This is a genomic window from Phyllobacterium sp. SB3 (genome assembly GCF_040009165.1).
GTDB lineage: Bacteria > Pseudomonadota > Alphaproteobacteria > Rhizobiales > Rhizobiaceae > Phyllobacterium.
In genome coordinates, this window is record NZ_JBDYKI010000001.1 from 507,431 (window position 1) to 530,480 (window position 23,050).

Genomic DNA, 23,050 nt, shown 5'->3' on the forward strand with positions numbered 1-23,050 from the left:
CCCCGTCGAACCACGCACAACAAATATGCAGCAGCAGCTAGCTTACTTCCACTCGCGGATATCGACGAAGTGACCGGCAATTGCCGCAGCGGCAGCCATGGCGGGCGATACGAGATGTGTGCGGCCCTTGAACCCCTGACGGCCTTCAAAGTTGCGGTTTGATGTTGATGCGCAGCGTTCACCCGGCTTCAGGCGATCATCGTTCATGGCAAGGCACATGGAGCAGCCCGGCTCGCGCCAGTCAAAGCCTGCTTCCTTGAAAATCTTGTCGAGACCCTCAGCTTCCGCCATTTCCTTGACCAGACCCGAGCCCGGCACAATCATCGCATCGACAGTTTCGCTGACCTTGTGGCCTTCGACAACCTTGGCGACAGCACGAAGGTCTTCAATACGCCCATTGGTGCAGGAACCGATGAAAACACGATCAAGCTTGATATCGGTGATCGGCGTGCCCGGCTTCAGGCCCATATAGTCGAGAGCGCGCCACTTGGATGAACGCTTGGTCTCGTCAGCGATATCGTCGGGATTAGGCACGGCGCCCATGACGGAAATCACATCTTCGGGCGAAGAACCCCATGAAACGATTGGCGGAAGATCGGCGGCGTTCAGGACGACAACCTTGTCGAAATGCGCACCTTCGTCGCTTTGCAAAGTCTTCCAATATTCAACAGCCTGATCAAACTGCTCGCCTTTCGGTGCACGCGGCTTGTCTTTGACATAAGCGAAGGTAATTTCGTCCGGAGCGATCAAGCCAGCGCGTGCGCCGCCCTCAATCGACATGTTGCAGATGGTCATGCGGCCTTCCATCGACAGCGCACGAATGGCTTCGCCCGCATATTCGATGACATAGCCCGTACCGCCTGCTGTACCGATTTCGCCGATAATGGCGAGAATGATGTCCTTGGCGGTCACGCCTTCAGGCAGAACGCCATCGACACGCACCAGCATGTTCTTGGCCTTGGACTGGATCAGCGTCTGGGTGGCGAGCACGTGCTCGACTTCCGACGTGCCGATACCATGCGCCAAAGCGCCGAAAGCGCCATGCGTCGAGGTATGGCTGTCACCGCAAACAATCGTCATGCCCGGCAGGGTGAAACCCTGTTCTGGTCCGATGATATGAACGATGCCCTGACGGATATCTTTTTCCGAGTAATACTCAACACCGAAATCCAAAGCATTCTTTGCCAAGGCTTCAACCTGAATGCGGCTTTCATCGTTCTTGATGCCATTGACGCGATCCGGCGAAGTCGGAACATTATGATCGACCACGGCAAGCGTTTTTTCCGGGTGACGAACCTGGCGGCCGGTCAAGCGCAGACCTTCGAAAGCCTGCGGGCTGGTCACTTCATGTACAAGATGGCGATCAATATAGAGCAGGCATGTGCCGTCATCCTGGCTGTCAACCAAATGGTCATCCCAAATCTTGTCATAAAGTGTGCGTGGCGCAATCATCGCGATATCCTGGCAGTGGGGTCTTTTCGATTATTTCGTGGGACATATGCACTTGAGGCCGGTAAACGTCAAGAAACAAGCACTAAAAGTGACAATGCGCCGCTGTTTGCAAGCTGAAAACCAGACAAAATTACGTGAGTTGGCTAATACCGGTTTCGTTGATCGAGACGTCGCTCCACCCATCGCAACAGCAGGGAAAGGCTGATCGTCAGGATGAGATATATATAGGCCACGACCGAATATGTTTCAAAGAAACGGAACGATCCGGAGGCATAGACCTTGCCCATCTGGGTAATGTCGACAACGCCAAGTACCGACACAAGCGACGAATCCTTCACCATCGCGATAAAATCATTGCCGTAAGGCGGCAGGATTGTACGGGTTGCCTGCGGCATGACAATGAGCCGGAAACGCGGAAAGCGCCGCAGTCCAAGCGACTTGGCAGCCTCGATTTGGCCAGCATCGACAGACTGAATACCCGCCCGGAAAATTTCGGCAAGAAACGCCGAATAGGCAAGCACCAGCGCGATGATTGCGCGCCACAGCAGGGAAAAATCCCGGACCAGCAGCGGTTCCAGAATGCCGGCGTTCTGCAGAGGCTGCGTAATGAAATTCCAAAAATAGACGGTGGCAGGAGCACCGACAAACGCGATGTAGAACAACAGCACCAGCAACGGGACACCACGCATGATCTCCACGTAAAACCGCGCGATCTGCCTGACAGCGATATATTCCGAGCGGCTCATGATCGCGAGGACCAGCCCTAATATCGACGCAAGAAAGAACGCAACCAGAGATACCCAGACGGTTATCCAGATGCCTTGGGCGACGGTGGAAAAAACCTGCCCGTAAAGGGGATTGAAAAGAATTGCGAGGCCAAGCGCGATGGCAATCGCTGTGGCAACCACAAGCCACCACGGAAAATCGGCTTTTACAGCCTGCCGTGGAGAGGTTTCCTGCTTCAAGAACCCAAACTCATCTATTGACCAAGCTTGTAGTCAAGGAACCACTTCTTGTTCAGAGCGTCGAATGTACCGTCCGCTTTCAACGCGGCGATTGCAGCATTGACTGGACCGACAAGATCGGAGCCCTTTGGAAAGATAAAGCCGAAATCTTCTGCACCTAACGGTTCGCCAATAAGCTTTAAGGCACCATCGGATGCATAGACATAACCTTTGCCAGCCGTGCTGTCAGTCAGGACAAGATCGACATCGCCGGTTTTCAGTGCCTGAACGGTTGCACCGAATGTTTCGAATAGTTTGATGCGCGTATTCTGCTCGTTGCCATCAAGAACATTGTAGACGGCAACGTAGAAATTGCTGGTTCCGGGCTGTGCGCCGACAAGCGTATCCTTGGATTCGGAAAAGCTTTTGGCATCGGTAAAACGCTTTTCGTCGCTGCGAACCAGCATGAATTGCTCGGAGCGCATGTAGGGCTCGGAAAAATCCACCTTCTGCTTGCGCTCGTCATTGATGGTGATGCCGGTCATGCCAATCTGATACTGGCTGTCGGACACAGCCTGGATCATCGCATCCCAACTGGTGTTGAGATATTCAACTTTGAAGTTAAGGCGCTTGGCAATTTCGTTCATCGCATCATATTCCCAGCCCACGGGCTTACCGGTTTTGGGATCGACAAACTGCAATGGCGGATAGGCGTTTTCAGTCACGACGGTGACCTGTTTACCGCCAAGATCAGGCAGATCGGCGGAGAAGGCGGAAATCGGAAGCATGGCCAGCGTAATTACTGCCAGAAAAACGGAACGAAAGCTCATCGTAATCCCTATTGTGCAATAAACTTGGGCAAACTGATTTCACCTTGTCATCGGCACGTCAATCCCCGCAAGCATGTCTGTTTCTTCTAATGGCGGTCACAAGGAAAAAATGCTCAAAAACAAAAAGGCGGCCCGAAGACCGCCTTTTCTTAAAACTAATGTACAGCGCTTATTCAGCAACAGGTGCCTTTGCAACAGTTGCTTCTGTTACTGTCTCGGCAGTGCCGGTTGCAGGAACGGAAGTCTTGTTCTTGCGGTTGTCTTTCTTCTCGACGATACGAGCAGCCTTACCGGTAAGACCACGCAGGTAGTAAAGCTTCGCACGACGTACCTTACCGCGGCGAACGATTTCAACACCTTCAACCAGTGGTGAAATGATCGGGAATACGCGCTCTACGCCTTCGCCATAGGAAATCTTGCGAACTGTGAAGTTCTCGTTGATGCCGGCGCCATTACGGGCAATGCAAACGCCTTCATAGGCCTGCACGCGGGTACGTGTACCTTCAGTAACACGTACGTTGACACGAACTGTGTCGCCTGGCTTGAAATCTGGAAGCACGCGCTTGGCTTCGATTTTTGCTCTCTGTTCGAGATCGAGCTGACGAATGATATCGACGGCCATTGTCTTATCCTTTTATTGTTCAAACAGTCAGAGCGTCCACACTTGAATGCAGCATCCTTGGTCGCATTTCTATGTCTCGAACGAGACAGGGGCGAATTCACCATTCATTGATTAACAGACTTCGGATTTTCCGAGTTGGCGGGCAAATACACCATAAAACCCGCTTTGTCACCTGTTTTACCGATTCTTTTTATCCCAAAGATCGGGGCGGCGCTCTCGCGTAAGCTTTTCCGCTTCGGCGCGCCGCCACTTGTCTATTGCACCGTGATTACCCGACAGTAGCACATCCGGAATCCGGCGGCCCTCCCACTCCTGCGGTTTTGTATAGTGCGGATGCTCAAGCAGTCCGGTCTCGAAACTCTCGGTTTCACCGGAAAGGCTATTCCCCATGACGCCAGGCAGCAGCCGCACAATCGCATCCAGCACCACTATCGCCGCAGTTTCACCGCCCGAAAGAATATAATCGCCAATGGATACTTCCTCGAAATCGCGGCCCTCGATAAGACGCTCATCCACGCCTTCAAAGCGGCCGCAAAGCAGGATCGCGCCCGGCCCTGTCGCCAGTTCGCGCACCCGCTCCTGTGTCAGCGGTTTCCCGCGAGGGCTCATGAACAGTTTCGGACGTTCATCTGCCACATGATCTACAGCACGCCCAAGCACATCAGGCTTCATCACCATGCCTGCACCGCCGCCCGCAGGTGTATCATCGACCATGCGATGCTTGTCGGTGGCAAAATCGCGTATCTGCACTGTCTCCAGCGACCAGGCACCCTCTGCCAGAGCCTTCCCTGCCAAAGAAATGCCAAGGGGGCCGGGGAACATTTCCGGGTAGAGCGTCAGGACGGTCGCGCGGAAAGCACCCATCAGGACTTGTCTTTCCCTTCGCCGCCAAGCTGCCTGCGACGCTCCTCATCTTCATTCTCATCGGGAAGTAGACCAGCAGCGGCAGGGTCAACCACAATATGACCCGCTTTGACATCTACTTTCGTCACAGCGGCCATCGTGAAAGGGATCAACATCGGACGCTTGCCGGGAATGGAAAGTTCGAGCAGGTCACCGCCGCCGAAATCGAACATGGCTGAAACCTTGCCATAATTTTTACCATCCGCATCGATCGCTTCAAGCCCGATCAGATCGGAATGGTAATACTCATCCTCATCAAGATCCTGCGGCAGTTGCGAGCGTTCGATGAACAGCGTTGTTCCATTTAGGGCTTCGGCCATGTTGCGATCATTCACACCGCGAAAGCGCACGACAACCACGGTCTTTGCGGGGCGGATATCCAGCACCTCGAAAGCCCTGCCGGTCACGTCATAAAGCGGGCCGTAATCGGCAAGCGCCATGGGGTCGCCGGTGAATGTTTTCACCCTGAGTTCGCCACGCGTTCCGTGCGCCGCGCCGATCACTGCCAGCTGAACCGGATCATTCAATTTTGCCATTGTTCTATCCATCAAAAATCTGTTCTGCCCGAATTAGAGCAAACGCCCGATAAAACCAAGGCGAAACCTTCTCGTAAGGGTTCTTGTGCCATTGTCTGCCTATTAAAGCCAAGGAGCGATGCCATGGGCGTCCAACCGCAAACCGAACAGTTTCTTGTATCCGCGCGTCCTGATCTGATCGATGCGCGGGAGAACTGGCTGAAATCGCTCAAGAATACGCGGCGGCTCGCTACGAATACGCTTGAAGCCTACGAGCGTGACACAAGGCAGTTCTTTCAGTTTCTGACCGGGCATTTGGGGGAACCTCCCGCACTGAAGGATGTCGCGACTTTGCGCATCGCCGATCTGCGTTCATTTCTGGCGCGGCGGCGTAATGATGGCGCTGGCGCACGTACGCTCGGACGCGGGCTGGCGGGCATCCGCTCCTTTCTGCGCCACCTTGAAAAGCAGGGGATGGCCAATGCTGCTGCGTCCATTGCGATGAGGGCACCTAAACAGCCGAAGTCCCTGCCCAAGCCGCTGACAACGATTGATGCCCGGCGCGTTGTCGAGATCGGTGAGCAGCTCAACGAAGAGCCGTGGATTGCCGCCCGCAATGCTGCCGTGCTGACGCTGCTTTATGGTTGTGGCCTGCGCATTTCCGAAGCGCTTGGTCTTGATGGTGGAGCATTGACCGATCCTGACGCCCGTTCGATTCCAATCTCCGGCAAGGGTGGCAAGACACGCATGGTTCCGCTGCTTCCGATAGTGCACAGGGCTGTTGCAGAGTATCGCAGGCTTTGCCCCTATGACCTTGAAGAAGGCAAGCCGCTTTTTCGTGGCGCTCGTGGCGGTGAACTGCATTCGGCCATAATCCAGCGCGATATGCAGAAAATGCGCGGGGCCCTAGGCCTGCCTGACACGGCGACACCACATGCACTACGCCATTCCTTTGCAACGCATCTGTTGGGCCGGGGCGGCGATCTGCGGACAATTCAGGAACTGCTCGGTCACGCCAGCTTATCGACAACGCAAGTCTATACCGGCGTCGATACGGACCGCTTGATGGAAATTTACGACAAGGCTCATCCACGCGCCTGACCAAGCAAATTGGGACTATCCATGAACAATCTAGATAATCTATCTCCGTTCGACCGACATGCTGATGCCCTGTTACGATTTTGTGCAGGGTTAAGCTGGCTTGTGCTGGCATCATTTTTTGCCGTCGCTTTCAGCGCCACTTATGCCCGGGCGGAGGATGTTTCCTGCGGCGGCAATAATCTGATCGAGGAACTGGCCAAGTCCGATCCCGCAAAGCTCGAAACTTTGCGGAAGGAAGCCGCCGCTACTCCCAATGGTCACGGCCTGCTCTGGAAGATCGAAAAGTCGGGCGTCAAACCATCATGGCTATATGGGACGATGCACTTGACCGATCCGCGTGTTCTGAAACTTTCAGACACCGCACAGGCAGCCTATAAAACCGCAGATACGATCGTAATTGAAACAGATGAAATTCTCGACCCCAAAGGCATAATGAAAGTGATGGCCGAGTCACCGGAACTGATGATGTTCACAGATGGAACAACGTTGGAAAAGGTTATCCCGGCTGACAAGCTGGATGGCGTCAAAGCCGCGCTTTCAGAGCGGGGAATCCCGTTGAGCTCTGTAAATAAGATGCAACCCTGGATGCTGACAAGCATGCTCGCCCTGCCCGCCTGTGAAATGGCCCGCAAGAAACAGGGTGCCGCGTTTCTTGATATCAAGCTGGCACAGGAAGCCAAGGATAATGGAAAACAGATTGCAGGGCTGGAAACGATCCGCGACCAGCTGGGAGCCATGGCCTCGCTGCCTGCCAAATTTCATATCGACGGCGTGATCGAAATGCTGGCTTTGGGCCCACAGATGACTGACCTCTTTGAAACAATGACCGTACTTTATACGCAGGGCGACGTGGGTATGATCTTCCCGCTCATGCGTTCAGTATCCCCCGATGGTACAGCCAATGGCCAAAACTATGCAGAATTTGAAGAAAAGATGGTCAATGCGCGTAATCGCACCATGGCCGAACGCGCCGAGCCAATAATTGCCAAAGGAAATGCATTTATAGCCGTCGGTGCATTGCATCTTCCGGGCGAGCAAGGGCTGGTATCTCTTCTCAAGAAACAGAACTATACAGTGACAGCACAGTAATCTGGCGCTACTTGCGCAGGAATTCTGGAACTTTACAAGTGGATACCCGTTATTCCTCCATCGGCATCACTGGAATGCCATGGAGGATAGAACATGACCTACGATCCAAACCTGCAACGACCCGTCGATGATCCGTTGAACCCGACCGATCCGCTGAGGCCAAACACAACGGTCGTCAACAACAAGAGCGGTGGCGGCACCTATCTCATCGCTGGCATCATTATCGCTGCGATTGTCATCGGTGGTTATTACTTCATGAGCGGAAGCACCGAAATGAACGCTCCGGCACCTACAGCGCCAGCAACGGATACAACCACGCCACCAGCGGCAGATCCAGCACCGGCAGAGCCACCCGCATCAACTGCACCGGCTCCAGCGCCAGCTGATCCCGCTCCTGCGCCGGCTCCGGCCCCTGCACCAGCGCCTGCTAATTAGTAGAGCGACTCCCAAAAAAGGCCCGGAAATTCCGGGCCTTTTTCATAGTTTTAAACTCAATACGCTTACATATGAATGGGCTTGGCAAAGGTAGCCAGAGCCGCTTCGCGCACCGCTTCCGACATCGTTGGATGAGCATGCGTGGTACGAGCCAGATCTTCCGACGATCCGCCGAACTCCATGAGGACAGTTGCCTCGTGGATCATCTCGCCTGCGCCGTAGCCAAGGATATGGACGCCAAGAACACGGTCTGTCGTCTTGTCTGCGAGAATCTTGACGAAGCCATCCGTGTGCAGCATGGCACGGGCACGGCCATTGGCAGTGAATGGAAACTTGCCGGACTTATACTCGATCCCGGCTGCCTTGAGTTCTTCTTCCGTCTTGCCAACCGAGGCAACTTCAGGCTGCGTATAGACGACGCTCGGGATTGCGTCGTAATTGACGTGTCCGGCCTGTCCGGCGAGGATTTCAGCAACTGCAATGCCTTCATCTTCAGCTTTGTGCGCCAGCATCGCGCCCTTGACCACATCGCCAATAGCGTAGATGCCCGGCACATTGGTCTGCCAATGATCATTGATCGCAACACGGCCGCGATCATCCACTTCGACACCAGCCTCTTTCAGGCCGAGACCATCGGTATAAGGCTTGCGGCCTGTCGAAACGAGAACGACATTGGCTTCGATTGTCTGAGCATCGCCGCCTTTGACCGGCTCAAATGTGACCTTCGCCCCCTTACCGGATTTCTCAACCGCTGTAACCTTGGCAGAAAGCTTGAACTCGATACCCTGCTTTTCCAGCATGCGCTGGAACTGCTTTGAAACTTCGCCGTCCATTGGACCGAGAATCTTGTCGAGAAACTCGACAACAGTAACTTTGGCGCCGAGACGGGCCCATACGGAACCCAGTTCAAGACCGATGACGCCACCGCCAACGACAACAAGATGTTCCGGAACAGCTTGAAGCTCCAGCGCACCTGTTGAGGAGATGATTACCTTCTCGTCGAATTTCACGTCGACGCCTGGAATTCCAGCGACATCGGAGCCGGTGGCGATCACGATATTCTTGGCTTCGACTTCCTGAACCTTGCCGTCTTCGCCTGTTACCGAGACTTTGCCCGCAGCAACAACCTTGCCGGTACCGATGAATGTATCGATCTTGTTCTTCTTGAACAGGAAGGCGACACCATTCACATTGGCGTCCACAGTCGCCTGCTTGTGGGCCAGCATCGCCGGGAGGTTCAGCTTCAGCGAGCCTACTTCGACACCGAGAGTTGCATGGGAATGGCCAGCTTCATGGAAAACTTCCGAAGCATGGAGCAAAGCCTTGGAAGGGATGCAGCCAATGTTAAGGCATGTTCCGCCAAAGGTTGCGCGCTTTTCGATGACTGCGGTTTTTAGACCGAGCTGTGCTGCCTTGATAGCGCACACATAGCCGCCGGGGCCTGATCCAATGACGACGACATCATATGCCATGATTGATTCCTTTGTTGTAACCCGTATCAATTATTGTTCGCGAACGCATTCCTTGAAGCGGAATACTTCCCATGGAAATGTTTCGATTGGTTTTTCGAGCTTGAAATTGAAGCTGCTCATTGCGCCTGAAAGATTTGGCAGAAGCAGAGCCTGCGCCGCAGGCTCCTTGGCCTTCGGCAGATATTCCGCATCCACACCGTCTTTCAAAGCGTAGGGAACACCTTCCCAGACCGTACAGGCCGTCAACTCATCGCCGGTCGCGTCGCCGCTCGGGCAATTATACATGATAAGTCCATTGGGCCTTGCCGCGTCATCACGCATGACAACGCCGTCGAGCTTCAACTCCGTCTCGTTGCGCTGGAGGACGAATTCATTCGATGTGGCCATGGGTTGATCTTCGGGGAAATGCTTGAAGGTCAGCGTATAGTCATCATCACGGTCCGTGTAGACAGCCCGGTCCTGCGTGCACGCAGCATAGGCGGGAGACGCAAATGCGATTCCCAGCGCAGATATCACTGCAAGGCCTAATCTGGTGGAGCGGAAAAAGACAGCCATTTGCGCCCTAGCTTGCCTGACTGGTCGCAAGCTTGATGCCAAGCCCGATGAAAACCATGCCGGTTATGCGATTGAACCACCTGCCCCAAGAGACAAAGCGGTCGCGCACCGACTGGATGGTGAAGAAAGTCGAGACCGCAACAAACCACGCGATCAGAGCTATCGCCATGAACACGCCATAGCTGGCTTGCACCAGCACGGGGGTTTCATGGCTGACCAGAGCCGAGAACAAAGACAAAAAGAACAATACCGGCTTTGGATTGAGCGCATTCGTCACAAATCCCATCAGAAAAGAACGACCGTCAGAAATCTTCTTCTCGTCCATTGCGTCTTTGACGATCTCGGCCGGTGCTTCCATCGCTGGAGCACGCAGGGCCTTGATACCAAGATAAACCAGATATGCCGCGCCAGCCCATTTCAGCATGCTGAAAAGCAGCAGAGACTTGGACACCAGAAGCCCAAGCCCGAGAATCGTATAGCTGATGTGGAAAAGCAGCGACGAGCCTATACCAAAGCTCGTCATGATAGCGCTGCGGCGCCCATGCACGATGCTCTGCCGGACAACAATGGCAAAGTCAGCACCCGGTGAGACGATCATGATCGAAAAGACCGCCATCAGACCAAGGAATTCGTACATGTAGTGCGACATGCTTTATCTCCAACGACAAGATTTCGATGCCGGTCAGCCTCAGAACGAGCAGACCGGCACCGGCTTATTGCTTAGAGATCGAGAACGAGACGTTCCGGATCTTCGAGGCTTTCCTTGACGCGAACGAGGAAGGTTACGGCTTCCTTGCCATCAACGATGCGGTGATCATAGCTCAGTGCCAGATACATCATCGGACGAATGACAATCTGGCCGCCGACCACAACCGGGCGTTCCTGAATCTTGTGCATGCCAAGAATGCCGGACTGCGGTGCATTGAGGATCGGCGACGACATCAGCGAACCATAAACACCACCATTGGAAATGGTGAATGTGCCGCCCTGCATGTCAGCCATCGACAACGCGCCATCACGGGCAGCCTTGCCCAGACGACCAATATCCTTTTCGATTTCGGCTATCGACATCTGATCGGCATTGCGCACAACTGGAACGACAAGGCCCTTATCCGTGCCTACTGCAACGCCGACATGGGCAAAGTTCTTGTAGATGATATCTGTGCCATCAATCTCAGCGTTGACTGCCGGGATTTCCTTCAGGGCGTGGGTAACAGCCTTGGTGAAGAAGCCCATGAAGCCAAGCTTGACGCCGTGCTTCTTCTCGAAGATTTCCTTGTAGCGGTTGCGCAGGTCCATGACCGCAGACATGTCCACCTCATTATAGGTGGTGAGCATGGCAGCGGTGCTTTGCGCATCCTTGAGGCGGCGCGCAATTGTCTGGCGCAGACGGGTCATCTTTACGCGCTCTTCGCGCGATGCGTCGTCTGGTGCGGAAGCCGGACGGGCCGTTGCCTTCGGTGCTTCTGCGGCGGCTGGCTGCGATGTGAAGCCCTTGGCAACAGCATCGAGCACGTCACCCTTGAGAACCTGACCACGCTTGCCCGAGCCTTCAACCTGCGAAGCAGAAACGCCCTTCTCGCTCAAAAGCTTGGAAGCTGCTGGCGAGGCTGGCATTTCACTCGGCTTGCGCTCGGAGATCGGCGTATTGCCTGCTACCTGTCCGGCTTTTTCTTCTGCTTCTGCAGTCGATGCAGCAGCCGATGTTCCGGAAGCCTGCGCAACCGCTTCAGGCTTGGCTTCTTCTTTCTTGGCGGGTGCTGCAGCAGCACCATCACCAGAACCAATCATGCCGAGCAAGGCACCCACTTCAACCGTATCGCCTTCCTTGGCCGTGATTTCGGCAAGAGAACCGGCAGCGGCGGCTGGTACTTCGATTGTAACTTTGTCGGTCTCAAGCTCGACCAGCGGTTCGTCGACAGCAATAGCTTCGCCGACCTTCTTGAACCATTTGCCGATCGTTGCTTCGGAAACGGATTCGCCCAGTGTTGGGACGCGGATTTCGGTTGCCATGTTCTCAGCTCTCGTTGATCTAAATAATTGTTCAGAGCGACTTCACGCCGCTCTATTTTCTAATACGCAATTCCGGACGAAAAACCGGTTCCCACTTTTTCTGGAATTGCTCTCAAGAACCCAAAGCATCTTCAAGGAATGCTTCAAGTTGTGCAAGGTGCTTGGACATCAGGCCGGTTGCCGTCGAAGCGGCAGCAGGACGTCCGGTATAACGAACACGCTGATGCTTGGCATCGATATGCGCCAATACCCATTCCAGATAAGGATCGATAAACGCCCAGGCACCCATATTCTTGGGTTCTTCCTGACACCAGACCATCTCCGCATTACGGAAACGCGAAAGCTCGGTGATCAGCGCCTTGGCCGGGAACGGATAAAGCTGTTCGACACGCAGCAGATACACATCATCGATACCGCGCTTTTCACGCTCTTCGTAAAGGTCGTAGTAGACTTTACCCGAGCAGAGAACGACACGGCGGATCTTCGAGTCCTTCTGCAACTTGATCGGCTGGTCCTTCAGAAGCTGCGCATCATCCCACAGCAGGCGATGGAACGAGGAATCGCCGGTGAAGTCACTGATTGACGAAACAGCACGCTTGTGACGCAATAAGGATTTCGGTGTCATCAGGATCAGCGGCTTGCGGAAGTCACGCTTCATCTGACGGCGCAGAATGTGGAAGTAGTTTGCAGGCGTCGTGCAGTTCGCAACCTGCATGTTGTCTTCCGCACAAAGTTGCAGATAGCGCTCCAGACGGGCTGAAGAATGCTCCGGACCCTGACCCTCATAACCATGCGGAAGCAGGCAGACCAGACCCGACATGCGAAGCCATTTACGCTCGCCGGACGAGATGAACTGGTCGAAAATGACCTGTGCACCATTGGCGAAATCGCCGAACTGAGCTTCCCAAAGGGTCAATGCACGCGGATCGGATAGCGAATAACCATATTCGAAGCCGAGTACAGCCTCTTCCGAAAGCATCGAATTGATGACTTCGTAGATTGCCTGACCCTTCTGAAGATTATTCAGCGGGATATAACGTTGCTCGGTATCCTGATCATAAAGAACCGAATGCCGCTGGCTGAACGTGCCACGCTCGACATCCTGACCCGACAGGCGGACCGGATGACCTTCGATTGCGAGCGAGCCGAATGCCAACGCTTCTGCCGTTGCCCAATCAAAACCTTCGCCGGTTTCAATCATCTTGGCGCGGTTATCCTGAAAGCGCTGGATCGTGCGGTGCACATTGAAGCCCGCAGGTACTTCGGCCAGTTTCTTGCCGATTTCCTTCAGGGTTTTCAGCGGAAGACCCGTCTTGCCGCGGCGCTGCTCATCGGCATTGTCTGCCGTGCGTAAGCCACTCCACGCACCATCCAGCCAATCGGCCTTGTTAGGCTTGTAGTGCTGACCAGCCTCGAATTCCTGCTCAAGATTCTCGCGCCATGCGGCCCGCAACTTGTCGAGATCAGCCTCGGTGATGAGACCTTCTTCGATCAGCTTGGAAGAATAAAGCTGCACTGTCGTTTTCTGGCCGCGAATGGTCTTGTACATCAGCGGCTGCGTGAATGCAGGCTCATCGCCTTCATTGTGACCGAAGCGGCGATAGCAGAACATATCGATGACAACCGGCTTGTGGAAAGTCATGCGATATTCAGTTGCGATCTTGGCAACGTACACCACGGCTTCCGGATCATCACCATTGACGTGGAAAATCGGTGCTTCGATCATCTTGGCCACATCGGAAGGATAAGGCGAAGAGCGCGAGAATCGCGGATTGGTGGTAAAACCGATCTGGTTATTGATGATGAAATGCACGGTGCCGCCAACGCGGTGACCGCGCAGGCCGGAAAGGCCCAGACACTCGGCAACAACGCCCTGACCCGCAAACGCAGCATCGCCATGAAGCAGCAGCGGCATGATCTTGGCGCGTTCGGACAACGGCACAACTTCATCACGGTCGCGGCCGACAAGCAAATCCTGCTTGGCGCGGGCCTTACCCATGACGACAGGATTGACGATTTCCAGATGCGAAGGATTGGCTGTCAAAGACAGGTGCACCTTGTTGCCATCGAACTCGCGATCCGACGAAGCACCAAGATGATACTTCACATCGCCCGAGCCTTCCACATCATCCGGGGCATAGGAACCACCCTTGAACTCATGGAAAATGGCACGATGCGGCTTGCGCATGAATTGGCTGAGCACGTTGAGGCGGCCGCGGTGAGCCATGCCAAGGACGATTTCCTTGAGGCCCATCGAGCCGCCACGCTTAACGATCTGTTCAAGCGCCGGAATGAGCGATTCTGCACCATCAAGACCGAAACGTTTCGTGCCCTTGTACTTGACGTCGATGAACTGCTCAAAGCCCTCAGCCTCTACAAGCTTGGAAAGGATTGCCTTCTTGCCCTCGGCGGTAAAGGCGACGCCCTTATCCGGACCTTCAATGCGTTCCTGAATCCAGGACTTTTCCACCGGATCGGAAATGTGCATGAATTCGACGCCGATCGTCGAGCAATAGGTGCGCTGCAGGATGTCGAGCATCTGCGGAATGGTCGCATATTCGAGACCAAGCACATTATCGATGAAAATCTTGCGATCATAATCGGCCGGTGAGAAGCCATAGCTCTCGGGAGACAGTTCGTTATAGTCTTCCTTGACTTCGGCAAGGCCCAGCGGATCAAGCTTGGCATGCAGATGACCGCGCATGCGATAGGCGCGGATCATCATGATGGCGCGGACGGAATCGCGCGCCGCATGGATGATGTCGGAGTCGGAGACAGTCGCCTTTGCAGCAGCCCCGTTTGCTGGAGCAGCGCCGTTGGCACCCTTCGACTTCAGCTTGTCGGTAATGTGCTTTTCGACTTCGCCCCAATTGCCGTCGAGAGCCGAAACAAGTTCGCCATTGCCGGCAATCGGCCAGTTTGGCTTTTCCCAGGACGCGCCCTTGGCGTTCTTCTGGATATCGTCTTTGTTATCACCGAGATTGGCAAAAAACTCCTGCCACTCCGCATCCACCGATGACGGATCTTTCTCGTACTGCGCGTGAAGTTCCTCGATATAGTGGGCATTGCCGCCATAGAGAAATGAAGTGAGAGCAAAAAGATCGTTGGCCTGTTCTTGACGTGCCATGTTCGTTGACCGGAGCTGCGCCCCGTCTCCCTTGATAAGAGCGCACCAGCCTTCTGGTGCCGCCCTGGGTGAGGCCACTTTGGCCCCGCGGATTGATCAGGGCGGAAGCCGCCCCAATCCTTCTTGCGTCTGATAAAGGCGAAAGTTCGCCTCTTTTAAGGTCTTATCCCTTGAGGACTTCAACCAATGTCTTGCCAAGCTGCGCAGGCGATGGCGAAACGCGGATACCCGCGGCTTCCATCGCTGCGATCTTGTCTTCAGCACCACCCTTGCCGCCGGAGATAACCGCACCGGCATGACCCATTGTGCGTCCGGGAGGAGCAGTACGTCCGGCGATGAAACCAGCCATTGGCTTCTTGCGGCCACGCTTTGCTTCGTCGGCAATGAACTGCGCTGCATCTTCTTCTGCCGAACCGCCAATTTCACCGATCATGATAATCGACTTGGTTTCTTCGTCAGCAAGGAACATTTCCAACACGTCGATGAATTCGGTACCCTTCACAGGGTCGCCACCGATACCGACAGCTGTCGTCTGGCCGAGGCCTTCATTCGTTGTCTGGAACACTGCTTCATAAGTAAGCGTGCCGGAGCGCGATACAACACCTACCGAGCCCTTCTTGAAGATATTGCCCGGCATGATGCCGATCTTGCATTCTTCAGGGGTCAGGACGCCCGGGCAGTTCGGCCCGATCAGGCGCGATGAGGAGCGGTCAAGGCGCGCCTTGACACGAACCATATCCATGACTGGAATGCCTTCAGTGATGCAGATGATCAAAGGAATCTCTGCTTCGATGGCTTCCAGAATGGCTTCTGCTGCACCTGCTGGCGGAACGTAGATGACGGATGCGTTTGCCCCCGTACGATCTTTACCTTCGGCTACGGAAGCAAAAATCGGCAACTGTGCACTTGAGCCGGTCGGCAGATTGCCTTCCCAGGTCTCGCCACCCTTCTTCGGGTGAATACCGCCGACCATCTGCGTACCGTAATAGGCCAAAGCCTGTTCGGTGTGGAATGTGCCGGTCTTGCCGGTCAGGCCCTGAACGAGAACCTTGGTGTCTTTGTTAACAAGAATAGACATGCCTTAGTTTCCCTTTACAGCCTTGACGATTTTCTGCGCCGCATCATCCAGATCATCGGCGGAGACGACATTCAGACCACTTTCATTGATGATCTTCTTGCCGAGTTCAGCATTGGTACCTTCGAGACGAACGACCAGCGGAACCTTGAGGCCAACTTCCTTGACCGCAGCGATCACGCCTTCAGCGATGATGTCGCATTTCATGATGCCGCCGAAGATGTTGATCAGGATGCCTTTGACAGCCGGATCAGCAGTGATGATCTTGAACGCAGCCGTTACTTTCTCCTTGCTGGCACCACCGCCAACATCGAGGAAGTTTGCTGGCTCCGCACCGTAGAGCTTGATGATGTCCATGGTTGCCATGGCAAGACCGGCACCATTGACCATGCAGCCAATATTGCCATCGAGAGCAACATAAGCGAGGTCATACTTGGATGCCTCGATTTCCTTCTCGTCTTCTTCAGTGGTGTCGCGCAGCTCGACCACATCCGCATGACGGAACAGGGCATTGCCATCGAACGAAACCTTGGCGTCGAGAACGCGCAGGTGGCCGTCTTTCATAACGATCAGCGGGTTCACTTCGAGCAGGCTCATGTCCTTCTCGGTAAAGGCCTTGTAGAGGATCGGGAAAAGCTTCTCGCCATCGGCGCGCGCTTCGCCGGTCAGGCCATAGGCATCATTGATCTTGGCGATGTCTTCTGCTGTCACGCCCTTTTCAGGGTCGATGGCAACAGTGATGATCTTTTCTGGCGTATCGTGTGCAACGCCTTCAATGTCCATACCGCCTTCCGTGGAAACCACGAATGCGGGGCGGCCAACAGCGCGATCGACAAGGATCGAAAGATAGAGTTCGCGATCAATATCAGCGCCGTCTTCGATGTAGAGGCGGTTGACCTGCTTGCCTGCCGGGCCGGTCTGCTTGGTGACCAGCGTATTGCCGAGCATTTCCTTGGCATTGGCTACAACTTCCTCGACAGACTTTGAAAGGCGTACACCGCCTTTGGCATCCGGACCGAGTTCCTTGAACTTGCCCTTGCCGCGTCCGCCAGCATGAATCTGGCTCTTCACCACATAAAGCGGACCGGGCAGCGTCTTCGCCCATTCTTCCGCCTGCTCGACGGAGTAAACGGCAACGCCGTTGGCGATCGGTGCACCGAAAGTGTGCAGCAGACGCTTGGCCTGATATTCATGAATGTTCATATGGTATTTCCTCTACGAATAATCCTGAGCCGTAGCCCAGGATCGTTTCAGAATTGTTTCGTGAGCCGAATTACTTGAGGTTCGGCGCGATGTTTATGCAGGCTTCGCAAAGTCCGGCAACCGAAGCAACCGAAGCTTCAAATTGCTTCTCTTCTGTCTTGTTCAGATCGATCTCGATGATGCGCTCAACACCACCAGCGCCGATAATGACCGGCACGCCCACATACATGTCCTTAACGCCGTACTGGCCCGAAAGATGCGCAGCAACTGGAAGAACGCGCTTCTTGTCCTTGAGGAAAGCCTCAGCCATCTGCACGGCTGACGAAGCAGGTGCGTAGAATGCGGAACCGGTCTTCAGCAGACCGACGATTTCCGCACCGCCATCACGGGTACGCTGAATGATCTGGTCAAGCTTTTCCTGGCTGGTCCAGCCCATCTTCACCAGATCCGGCAGCGGGATACCGGCAACAGTCGAATAACGCGCCAATGGCACCATGGAGTCGCCATGACCGCCAAGAACGAATGCAGTGACGTCTTCAACCGAAACCTTGAACTCATCGGCAAGGAAATAACGGAAGCGGGCGCTGTCCAGAATACCGGCCATGCCGACAACCATGTTCTTCGGCAGACCGGAGAACTTCTGCAAGGCCCAGACCATCGCATCGAGCGGGTTGGTGATGCAGATCACGAAAGCGCCGGGGGCGTATTTCTTGATGCCCGCGCCGACCTGTTCCATGACCTTGAGGTTGATACCGAGCAGATCGTCGCGGCTCATGCCCGGCTTGCGGGGAACACCGGCGGTAACGATAACGACATCTGCGCCTTCGATGGCTGCATAGTCATTCGCGCCTGTGAGCTTGGCGTCGAAATCATCGACCGGGGAAGACTGGGCGATGTCGAGACCTTTGCCCTGAGGCGTCCCTTCCGCGATGTCGAAAAGAACGATGTCGCCGAGCTCCTTGAGCCCGATCAGATGTGCAAGCGTTCCACCGATCATACCTGAGCCGATGAGGGCGATTTTGTTACGTGCCATGCTGGATACTTCCCTGATCTGAAGTTTTGCCTGAACTTAAAAGTCTTGACCGACGCCAAAGACAAAAATAACGATTATCAGGAATGCCCATCGGCAACCTGTCGCCATATGCCTCTGCGTTGGGTGGTTCGAATATTCCTCTTTGAAAAATAACTCAACCAAAAATTTTCACCTCAATAAATTCAATCGTTTAGATTTGATGGGATTTACGTAAACGTCAATCAGATTTAGCATTTCACTTGATCTCGTCCCATTTTTAACATGGGATATGCGTCAGAAAAATGACCCCGCGGAACGTCTGGCATCTTGATAGATGGCGCACCCGTGCTCACAGATGGCGTTCCAGATCATGCTGCACACGGAATCTGTGTCATACCTGCGTCAAAGCGCTGTTTTCCTTTTATCGTATGCCTTGGTATCGATGAAAAACAGCATTCGAGGGGATATCGATGCCGCAGGGGACATTTGCATTTCCAACTGCTATCAACCGGACACAAGCGCTCGGTGAAATTCATGCGCGCCCTTATGTTCTCGTGCCCTCGCCCCGTGTGATCTTTCAGCTGGCCTTCATAACGGATGGCGGATCGGGTGTCGATCATGCCGTACTTTCCGAAATTTCGCGTGCAAGGGGACTGGCTCCACCCGCCCGCGATGCCAACCATCACGCCATTCCCTGGGGTCAAGGAACCTTGCGCTGGGAGCGGCATACCGAGTTCTCAACCTATTTCTGGGATGGACCTTTGCCGAAACAATTTGGCGGTGAGGTTCCTGTGCATCCTTTTGGCGACGGCTTTTCTCCGCCCGGAACCTTAATCTCCGGCATCCGGCTGGAGATACGGCCGGAATCGACCGAAACGCAGGCGGCCATTGCCGTGTTCGATCCAACCAGTCTTTGCCATAGTGAAGTGAAAAATGGACAAGCGGCTATTCTTACCGATTTTCGTCAGAATGGTGACGGGCTGACCCAGATTCTCGTGATTGATCGCGGAATGACCAATTCAGGCACCGGGGCGCTGGTGCAGCGGCTGCTCGACATCGAGACCTACCGCACGCTTGCCATGCTCGGCCTGCCATTGGCTCAATCCCTGTCTCCCGAGATGCGCCGTATCGAAGATGGCCTTACGGCAGTCACCTTGAAAATGAAATCCAACGCGCGTGAACACGCAGATGCGATGCTGGAAGAAATAACCCGCCTTGCGGCAGGACTGGAAGCAAATGCGGCCTCAACGCTTTATCGTTTCGGCGCAAGCAGAGCTTATTATGGCATTGTACAGGAGCGCATCCGCACACTCGCCGAAACTGCTGTGCCCGGCTACGAGACGCTTGGCTTCTTTCTGGAGCGCCGTCTCGCACCAGCCATGCGCACCTGCCAATCAATAGAAGAACGACAGGCCAACCTTTCCCGTAAATTGGCACGGGCAACGGCACTTTTGAGAAGTTGGATAGACGTTGCGCTGGAACGCCAGAACAGTGCTCTGCTCCTGTCAATGGACCGGCGCGCCAAGCTGCAACTGCGTCTTCAGCAAACAGTTGAAGGTCTTTCAGTCGCAGCAATTTCCTATTATGTCGTTGGCCTGTTCGGCTATCTGGCGAAGGCGCTCGAAAAACTGGGACTCCCGGTCGAGTCAAATATATTGACGGGCTTGTTCGTTCCTGTGGCCGTGCTTTCAATCTGGTTCGTGGTACGTTCGATCCGTAAGCGGCACGAAGAAGAAGATCGCGCCTAAGCTACGCAACTCCGGGGGCGCGGCTCGCATCAGCCGTTTCCAGATACTCTTCGCTCTGCATCTCAAACAGGCGCGATGCCGTGCGGTCAAATTCGAAGGCTTCCGTTCCACGATTGGCAATGTAAAGCTTGTCTGGTGAGGCAGCCGCTGAGATCACTACATGCACATGATGATCATAAAGAATATCGATCAGGATGATAAAGCGCTTGGCTTCATTGCGTCGCGGGTGATCGAGAACGGGAACTTCGTCGATGAAAATTGTCTTGTATCGCTGGATGATGGCTGTGTAATCGGCAGCACCAAGCGGCTTTGAGCAGAGGTCCGCAAAGGTAAAGCGTGCAACGTGGCGGGCGGCCTTGGGGATGACCACCGTACGGCCTTTTACAGTAACGCTGTCCTGTACAACAGAGGCACCATCCGTCGCCGCATGCCACGCCTGATCCATCAGGCGAGCATTCTCGTCGTTCAAGGGCGAGAGGTAGACTGGCATACGATTCAGCTTCTCAAGCCGGTAATCCGTCCGCGCATCCAGATTGAAGACATCAACATGGGTTTTCAGAAGATCAATGAATGGCAGAAACAGTTGGCGATTGAGGCCATCCCGATAGAGATTGTCCGGCAATACGTTGGAGGTGGCAACAAGCACGACACCACGCTCGAACAAAGCGCGAAACAATCGCGATAATATCATTGCATCGGCGATATCGGTAACAGTGAACTCGTCAAAGCACAGAACCCACGATTGTTCGGCAAGGGCATCGGCGACAGGCGGTATGGGATCGTCCTGCTTTGTTTCGCCATTCTTGAGTGCCTGACGATGCGCATTGATGCGCTCATGAACATCAGCCATGAAATCAAGGAAATGCGCGCGGCGCTTGCGCTTGACCGGAACAAGTTCATGGAACATGTCCATCAGCATGGTTTTGCCACGTCCGACTTCACCGTAAACATAGAGACCCTTCACGATCTCGTTGCGCGGTGATTTTCGGCTGAAAAGCCAACCCAAGGCACTTGATTTTGTTGCAAGGCGTTTCGTCGCAACATCGCGGATAAGCCGGTCGAAACGCAATGCAAGCTGCTGCTGTGCGGGGTCTGCGTCAAGATCCCCCGCCTGAACGAGCGCTTGGTAGCGCTCGCTCACCGAAGGGAACACTTTCAGATTATCATGCGACATGCGGAGAGCAGTCTCTTAAGGCAGCGCCTTGTTTAATTTACTAGCGCGAGAGCGTCAGGTTTTGCCCACCGGATGTTTGACCGTCAAACTTGGAAGCCCCTGACGAATAAAGCCGCGCTACAGTACCGCCAGCTGCATCATACAAGGTAAGCTGCTTGCCGCTGACCGCCCATGATGAGAGCGTTGCCAACTCGCCCGGACAGCGGAGCGGCCCAGCGCGGTAGCCCTGACCAAATTTCGTCTGTGGAGTGGCAATCTTGCAGCTCTGACCGCCCATGTTGGCGTTCCAGACACCGGCAACGCTGCCCGCCGTAAGATCAGGCGCATTTTCCGGAGGCAATGACGCGACCTGCGTATTACCCTGCGTGCCCGGAGCAGCAGTATTGGTCGTTGGAGCTGTAGGGAACTGATTGCCGCCGGGAGGAGGCAACTGGCTCTGGCTGACTGAGCCCGAGGGAGCCGCTTGCAACGGTGCTGGCGCCGATGGGCTATCCATCGGGTCCATCCGCGAACTCTGGCATCCAGCCAACACCATGCCAACAGCGGCAACGGTCAGCAAATTGACCTTCAAAGTTCCCATAACGTCAGTTCTCCATCTGCATAATCTGATTCGGGGAATGCAAACCCATTCCGCATGATTGACCATGATACAATGGCATCTGGCCGAAATTCTCAACCCGAACTCCGAAAAAACCGCCATTTCAATGGCGTCTCTCTTGGTAAACGGGTCCAAAAACTGACCAGACTTGCAATATCGCCACACCTTTGCGGATCAATCCTTTCGACACGATCAAGCCGCATTAACCAATTTAAGCATTTCAAGGTGAATAAAGTCTTATTATGTCTTGCTCCCTGATGACGAAAATTTAACGCCAGAACCCATTGAACTTGAAGAAGCGGCGGCGTATTTCCTGACTATGTCAGTCATAAATAAAACTCCTCAAAGAATCCGCCACGAAACCCGCCTTCGCGTGCTTGAAGTCCAGGCCGTAAGACATTTGACGCCGCTTATGCTGCGCGTCACGCTTGCAGGCGATGATCTGGAAGGATTTATCAGTCCCGGATACGGCGACCACATCAAGCTATTCTTTTCGCCACTGGGTGAGGAACCGGTATTACCGACGCTTGGGCCTGATGGTGTAACTTTCCCGGAAGGCAGGCCCCGGCCTGAAATGCGCGATTATACGCCGCGCAAATACCACGCGGCCACCAATACACTTGACGTGGACTTTGTTCTGCACGGTGATGGTCCTGCCTCCAGTTGGGCTGCGCAGGCTGCAGTTGGACAGAAACTTGTTATTGGCGGCCCTCGAGGTTCGATGATCGTCCCTGATGCTTTTGACTGGTATTTACTGGCAGGCGATGAAACAGCCCTGCCGGCAATTGGTCGCCGACTGGAAGAATTGCCCGCTTCATCGAAGGTCACTGCGGTTATCGAAGTGGCCGGCAAGGAAGAAGAGCAGACATTCGATACAAAAGCGAATGTCGAGATCATCTGGGTCCATCGCAATGGCCTGGAGCCGGGCAACAATGATCTTCTGCTCCGCAAGATTGAATCGCTCTCCCTCCCCGAGGGCGATTGTTATGCCTTCATCGCCAGCGAAAGCGGCGTTTCGAAAGCAATTCGCGAACACCTTGTCGACAAGCGCGGCCTTAATAATGAATGGATCAAAGCTTCCGGTTATTGGTTGCGCGGCGTTGCGGACGCTCACGAGCCTCACTAAGTTTTCAAGCGTTGCCGGGGTTAAGTGGCTGGGTTAGGCTGAATGCCGATCTTGAA

General features: G+C 54.5%; 21 protein-coding genes. 5 read left to right on the top strand and 16 right to left on the bottom strand.

The features are described from left to right. Positions 1-42 precede the first annotated feature (42 nt). The 6 genes from leuC to rimM all read right to left on the bottom strand — a co-directional run bounded on the left by leuC (position 43) and on the right by rimM (position 5,287). A complete protein-coding gene (leuC, locus tag ABKW30_RS02575) occupies positions 43-1,452 on the bottom strand; it encodes a 3-isopropylmalate dehydratase large subunit (RefSeq protein WP_348596452.1) in 1,410 nt (469 codons plus the stop codon). A 143-nt stretch (positions 1,453-1,595) separates the two neighbouring features. Then, complete coding sequence (locus ABKW30_RS02580; protein WP_348596453.1) at positions 1,596-2,417, bottom strand: amino acid ABC transporter permease; 822 nt, start codon at positions 2,415-2,417, stop codon at positions 1,596-1,598. 14 nt (positions 2,418-2,431) lie between these two features. After that, on the bottom strand, positions 2,432-3,226 hold the full coding sequence (locus ABKW30_RS02585; protein WP_348596454.1) for a transporter substrate-binding domain-containing protein: 795 nt from the start codon (positions 3,224-3,226) through the stop codon (positions 2,432-2,434). A gap of 169 nt (positions 3,227-3,395) precedes the next feature. Continuing rightward, positions 3,396-3,848, bottom strand: coding sequence for a 50S ribosomal protein L19 (gene rplS, locus ABKW30_RS02590; protein WP_348596455.1), 453 nt, complete (start codon positions 3,846-3,848; stop codon positions 3,396-3,398). A 177-nt stretch (positions 3,849-4,025) separates the two neighbouring features. Next, complete coding sequence (gene trmD / locus ABKW30_RS02595) at positions 4,026-4,712, bottom strand: tRNA (guanosine(37)-N1)-methyltransferase TrmD (protein WP_348596456.1); 687 nt, start codon at positions 4,710-4,712, stop codon at positions 4,026-4,028. Continuing rightward, the gene (rimM, locus tag ABKW30_RS02600) at positions 4,712-5,287 is read right to left on the bottom strand and encodes a ribosome maturation factor RimM (protein WP_348596457.1); all 576 of its coding nucleotides are present in this window, start codon (positions 5,285-5,287) and stop codon (positions 4,712-4,714) included. Before rimM ends, trmD begins: the two co-directional genes overlap by 1 nt. Positions 5,288-5,410: 123 nt before the next feature. Between rimM and ABKW30_RS02605 the strand changes: the two genes are divergently transcribed. The 3 genes from ABKW30_RS02605 (at position 5,411) to ABKW30_RS02615 (ending at position 7,891) form a co-directional block, all read left to right on the top strand. Continuing rightward, positions 5,411-6,367 (top strand): tyrosine recombinase XerC, encoded by a 957-nt coding sequence (locus ABKW30_RS02605; RefSeq protein ID WP_348596458.1) that lies wholly within the window; start codon positions 5,411-5,413, stop codon positions 6,365-6,367. 21 nt (positions 6,368-6,388) lie between these two features. Beyond that, positions 6,389-7,456 (top strand): TraB/GumN family protein, encoded by a 1,068-nt coding sequence (locus ABKW30_RS02610; RefSeq protein WP_348596459.1) that lies wholly within the window; start codon positions 6,389-6,391, stop codon positions 7,454-7,456. 93 nt (positions 7,457-7,549) lie between these two features. Beyond that, positions 7,550-7,891, top strand: coding sequence for a hypothetical protein (locus tag ABKW30_RS02615; protein WP_348596460.1), 342 nt, complete (start codon positions 7,550-7,552; stop codon positions 7,889-7,891). A gap of 65 nt (positions 7,892-7,956) precedes the next feature. Here the strand turns inward: ABKW30_RS02615 and lpdA are convergent, their stop codons facing one another. The 8 genes from lpdA to mdh all read right to left on the bottom strand — a co-directional run bounded on the left by lpdA (position 7,957) and on the right by mdh (position 18,369). Further along, on the bottom strand, positions 7,957-9,363 hold the full coding sequence (lpdA, locus tag ABKW30_RS02620; protein WP_348596461.1) for a dihydrolipoyl dehydrogenase: 1,407 nt from the start codon (positions 9,361-9,363) through the stop codon (positions 7,957-7,959). A 30-nt stretch (positions 9,364-9,393) separates the two neighbouring features. After that, positions 9,394-9,918, bottom strand: a complete 525-nt coding sequence (locus tag ABKW30_RS02625) for a hypothetical protein (protein WP_348596462.1) — start codon at positions 9,916-9,918, stop codon at positions 9,394-9,396. A 7-nt stretch (positions 9,919-9,925) separates the two neighbouring features. After that, on the bottom strand, positions 9,926-10,567 hold the full coding sequence (locus ABKW30_RS02630; protein WP_348596463.1) for a LysE family transporter: 642 nt from the start codon (positions 10,565-10,567) through the stop codon (positions 9,926-9,928). Between the two features lie 71 nt (positions 10,568-10,638). Continuing rightward, positions 10,639-11,931 (bottom strand): 2-oxoglutarate dehydrogenase complex dihydrolipoyllysine-residue succinyltransferase, encoded by a 1,293-nt coding sequence (gene odhB, locus ABKW30_RS02635; RefSeq protein ID WP_348596464.1) that lies wholly within the window; start codon positions 11,929-11,931, stop codon positions 10,639-10,641. A 112-nt stretch (positions 11,932-12,043) separates the two neighbouring features. Beyond that, on the bottom strand, positions 12,044-15,058 hold the full coding sequence (locus ABKW30_RS02640; protein WP_348596465.1) for a 2-oxoglutarate dehydrogenase E1 component: 3,015 nt from the start codon (positions 15,056-15,058) through the stop codon (positions 12,044-12,046). A gap of 163 nt (positions 15,059-15,221) precedes the next feature. Beyond that, complete coding sequence (sucD, locus tag ABKW30_RS02645; RefSeq protein WP_115054438.1) at positions 15,222-16,136, bottom strand: succinate--CoA ligase subunit alpha; 915 nt, start codon at positions 16,134-16,136, stop codon at positions 15,222-15,224. A 3-nt stretch (positions 16,137-16,139) separates the two neighbouring features. After that, positions 16,140-17,336, bottom strand: a complete 1,197-nt coding sequence (sucC, locus tag ABKW30_RS02650; protein ID WP_348596466.1) for an ADP-forming succinate--CoA ligase subunit beta — start codon at positions 17,334-17,336, stop codon at positions 16,140-16,142. 70 nt (positions 17,337-17,406) lie between these two features. Continuing rightward, positions 17,407-18,369 carry a malate dehydrogenase gene (gene mdh, locus ABKW30_RS02655; RefSeq protein WP_008127205.1) on the bottom strand — a complete coding sequence of 321 codons (963 nt, stop codon included), beginning with the start codon at positions 18,367-18,369 and terminating at the stop codon, positions 17,407-17,409. A gap of 449 nt (positions 18,370-18,818) precedes the next feature. Here mdh and ABKW30_RS02660 point away from each other — a divergent pair, with 449 nt between their 5' ends. Next, on the top strand, positions 18,819-20,096 hold the full coding sequence (locus tag ABKW30_RS02660; RefSeq protein WP_348596467.1) for a DUF3422 family protein: 1,278 nt from the start codon (positions 18,819-18,821) through the stop codon (positions 20,094-20,096). 1 nt (position 20,097) lies between these two features. Here the strand turns inward: ABKW30_RS02660 and zapE are convergent, their stop codons facing one another. Both zapE and ABKW30_RS02670 read right to left on the bottom strand, forming a co-directional pair. After that, the gene (gene zapE, locus ABKW30_RS02665) at positions 20,098-21,270 is read right to left on the bottom strand and encodes a cell division protein ZapE (RefSeq protein ID WP_348596468.1); all 1,173 of its coding nucleotides are present in this window, start codon (positions 21,268-21,270) and stop codon (positions 20,098-20,100) included. A gap of 40 nt (positions 21,271-21,310) precedes the next feature. Further along, entirely contained in the window at positions 21,311-21,850 is a 540-nt protein-coding gene (locus tag ABKW30_RS02670) for a protease inhibitor Inh/omp19 family protein (RefSeq protein ID WP_008127209.1), read from the bottom strand. A 391-nt stretch (positions 21,851-22,241) separates the two neighbouring features. On the opposite strand from ABKW30_RS02670, the gene ABKW30_RS02675 reads away from it, so the two are divergent. Continuing rightward, positions 22,242-22,994 (top strand): siderophore-interacting protein, encoded by a 753-nt coding sequence (locus tag ABKW30_RS02675; RefSeq protein ID WP_348596469.1) that lies wholly within the window; start codon positions 22,242-22,244, stop codon positions 22,992-22,994. The last annotated feature ends 56 nt before the right edge of the window (positions 22,995-23,050 follow it).

Bases quoted from the DNA above. Each gene is read 5' to 3' on its own strand.
- sucC (WP_348596466.1), bottom strand. From the start codon at position 17,336: ATGAACATTCATGAATATCAGGCCAAGCGTCTGCTGCACACTTTCGGT.
- ABKW30_RS02605 (WP_348596458.1), top strand. From the start codon at position 5,411: ATGGGCGTCCAACCGCAAACCGAACAGTTTCTTGTATCCGCGCGTCCT.
- ABKW30_RS02585 (WP_348596454.1), bottom strand. From the start codon at position 3,226: ATGAGCTTTCGTTCCGTTTTTCTGGCAGTAATTACGCTGGCCATGCTT.
- leuC (WP_348596452.1), bottom strand. From the start codon at position 1,452: ATGATTGCGCCACGCACACTTTATGACAAGATTTGGGATGACCATTTG.
- ABKW30_RS02630 (WP_348596463.1), bottom strand. From the start codon at position 10,567: ATGTCGCACTACATGTACGAATTCCTTGGTCTGATGGCGGTCTTTTCG.
- ABKW30_RS02625 (WP_348596462.1), bottom strand. From the start codon at position 9,918: ATGGCTGTCTTTTTCCGCTCCACCAGATTAGGCCTTGCAGTGATATCT.
- ABKW30_RS02660 (WP_348596467.1), top strand. From the start codon at position 18,819: ATGCCGCAGGGGACATTTGCATTTCCAACTGCTATCAACCGGACACAA.
- ABKW30_RS02615 (WP_348596460.1), top strand. From the start codon at position 7,550: ATGACCTACGATCCAAACCTGCAACGACCCGTCGATGATCCGTTGAAC.
- ABKW30_RS02610 (WP_348596459.1), top strand. From the start codon at position 6,389: ATGAACAATCTAGATAATCTATCTCCGTTCGACCGACATGCTGATGCC.
- lpdA (WP_348596461.1), bottom strand. From the start codon at position 9,363: ATGGCATATGATGTCGTCGTCATTGGATCAGGCCCCGGCGGCTATGTG.
- ABKW30_RS02640 (WP_348596465.1), bottom strand. From the start codon at position 15,058: ATGGCACGTCAAGAACAGGCCAACGATCTTTTTGCTCTCACTTCATTT.
- rimM (WP_348596457.1), bottom strand. From the start codon at position 5,287: ATGGCAAAATTGAATGATCCGGTTCAGCTGGCAGTGATCGGCGCGGCG.
- zapE (WP_348596468.1), bottom strand. From the start codon at position 21,270: ATGTCGCATGATAATCTGAAAGTGTTCCCTTCGGTGAGCGAGCGCTAC.
- odhB (WP_348596464.1), bottom strand. From the start codon at position 11,931: ATGGCAACCGAAATCCGCGTCCCAACACTGGGCGAATCCGTTTCCGAA.
- mdh (WP_008127205.1), bottom strand. From the start codon at position 18,369: ATGGCACGTAACAAAATCGCCCTCATCGGCTCAGGTATGATCGGTGGA.
- sucD (WP_115054438.1), bottom strand. From the start codon at position 16,136: ATGTCTATTCTTGTTAACAAAGACACCAAGGTTCTCGTTCAGGGCCTG.
- rplS (WP_348596455.1), bottom strand. From the start codon at position 3,848: ATGGCCGTCGATATCATTCGTCAGCTCGATCTCGAACAGAGAGCAAAA.
- ABKW30_RS02670 (WP_008127209.1), bottom strand. From the start codon at position 21,850: ATGGGAACTTTGAAGGTCAATTTGCTGACCGTTGCCGCTGTTGGCATG.
- trmD (WP_348596456.1), bottom strand. From the start codon at position 4,712: ATGGGTGCTTTCCGCGCGACCGTCCTGACGCTCTACCCGGAAATGTTC.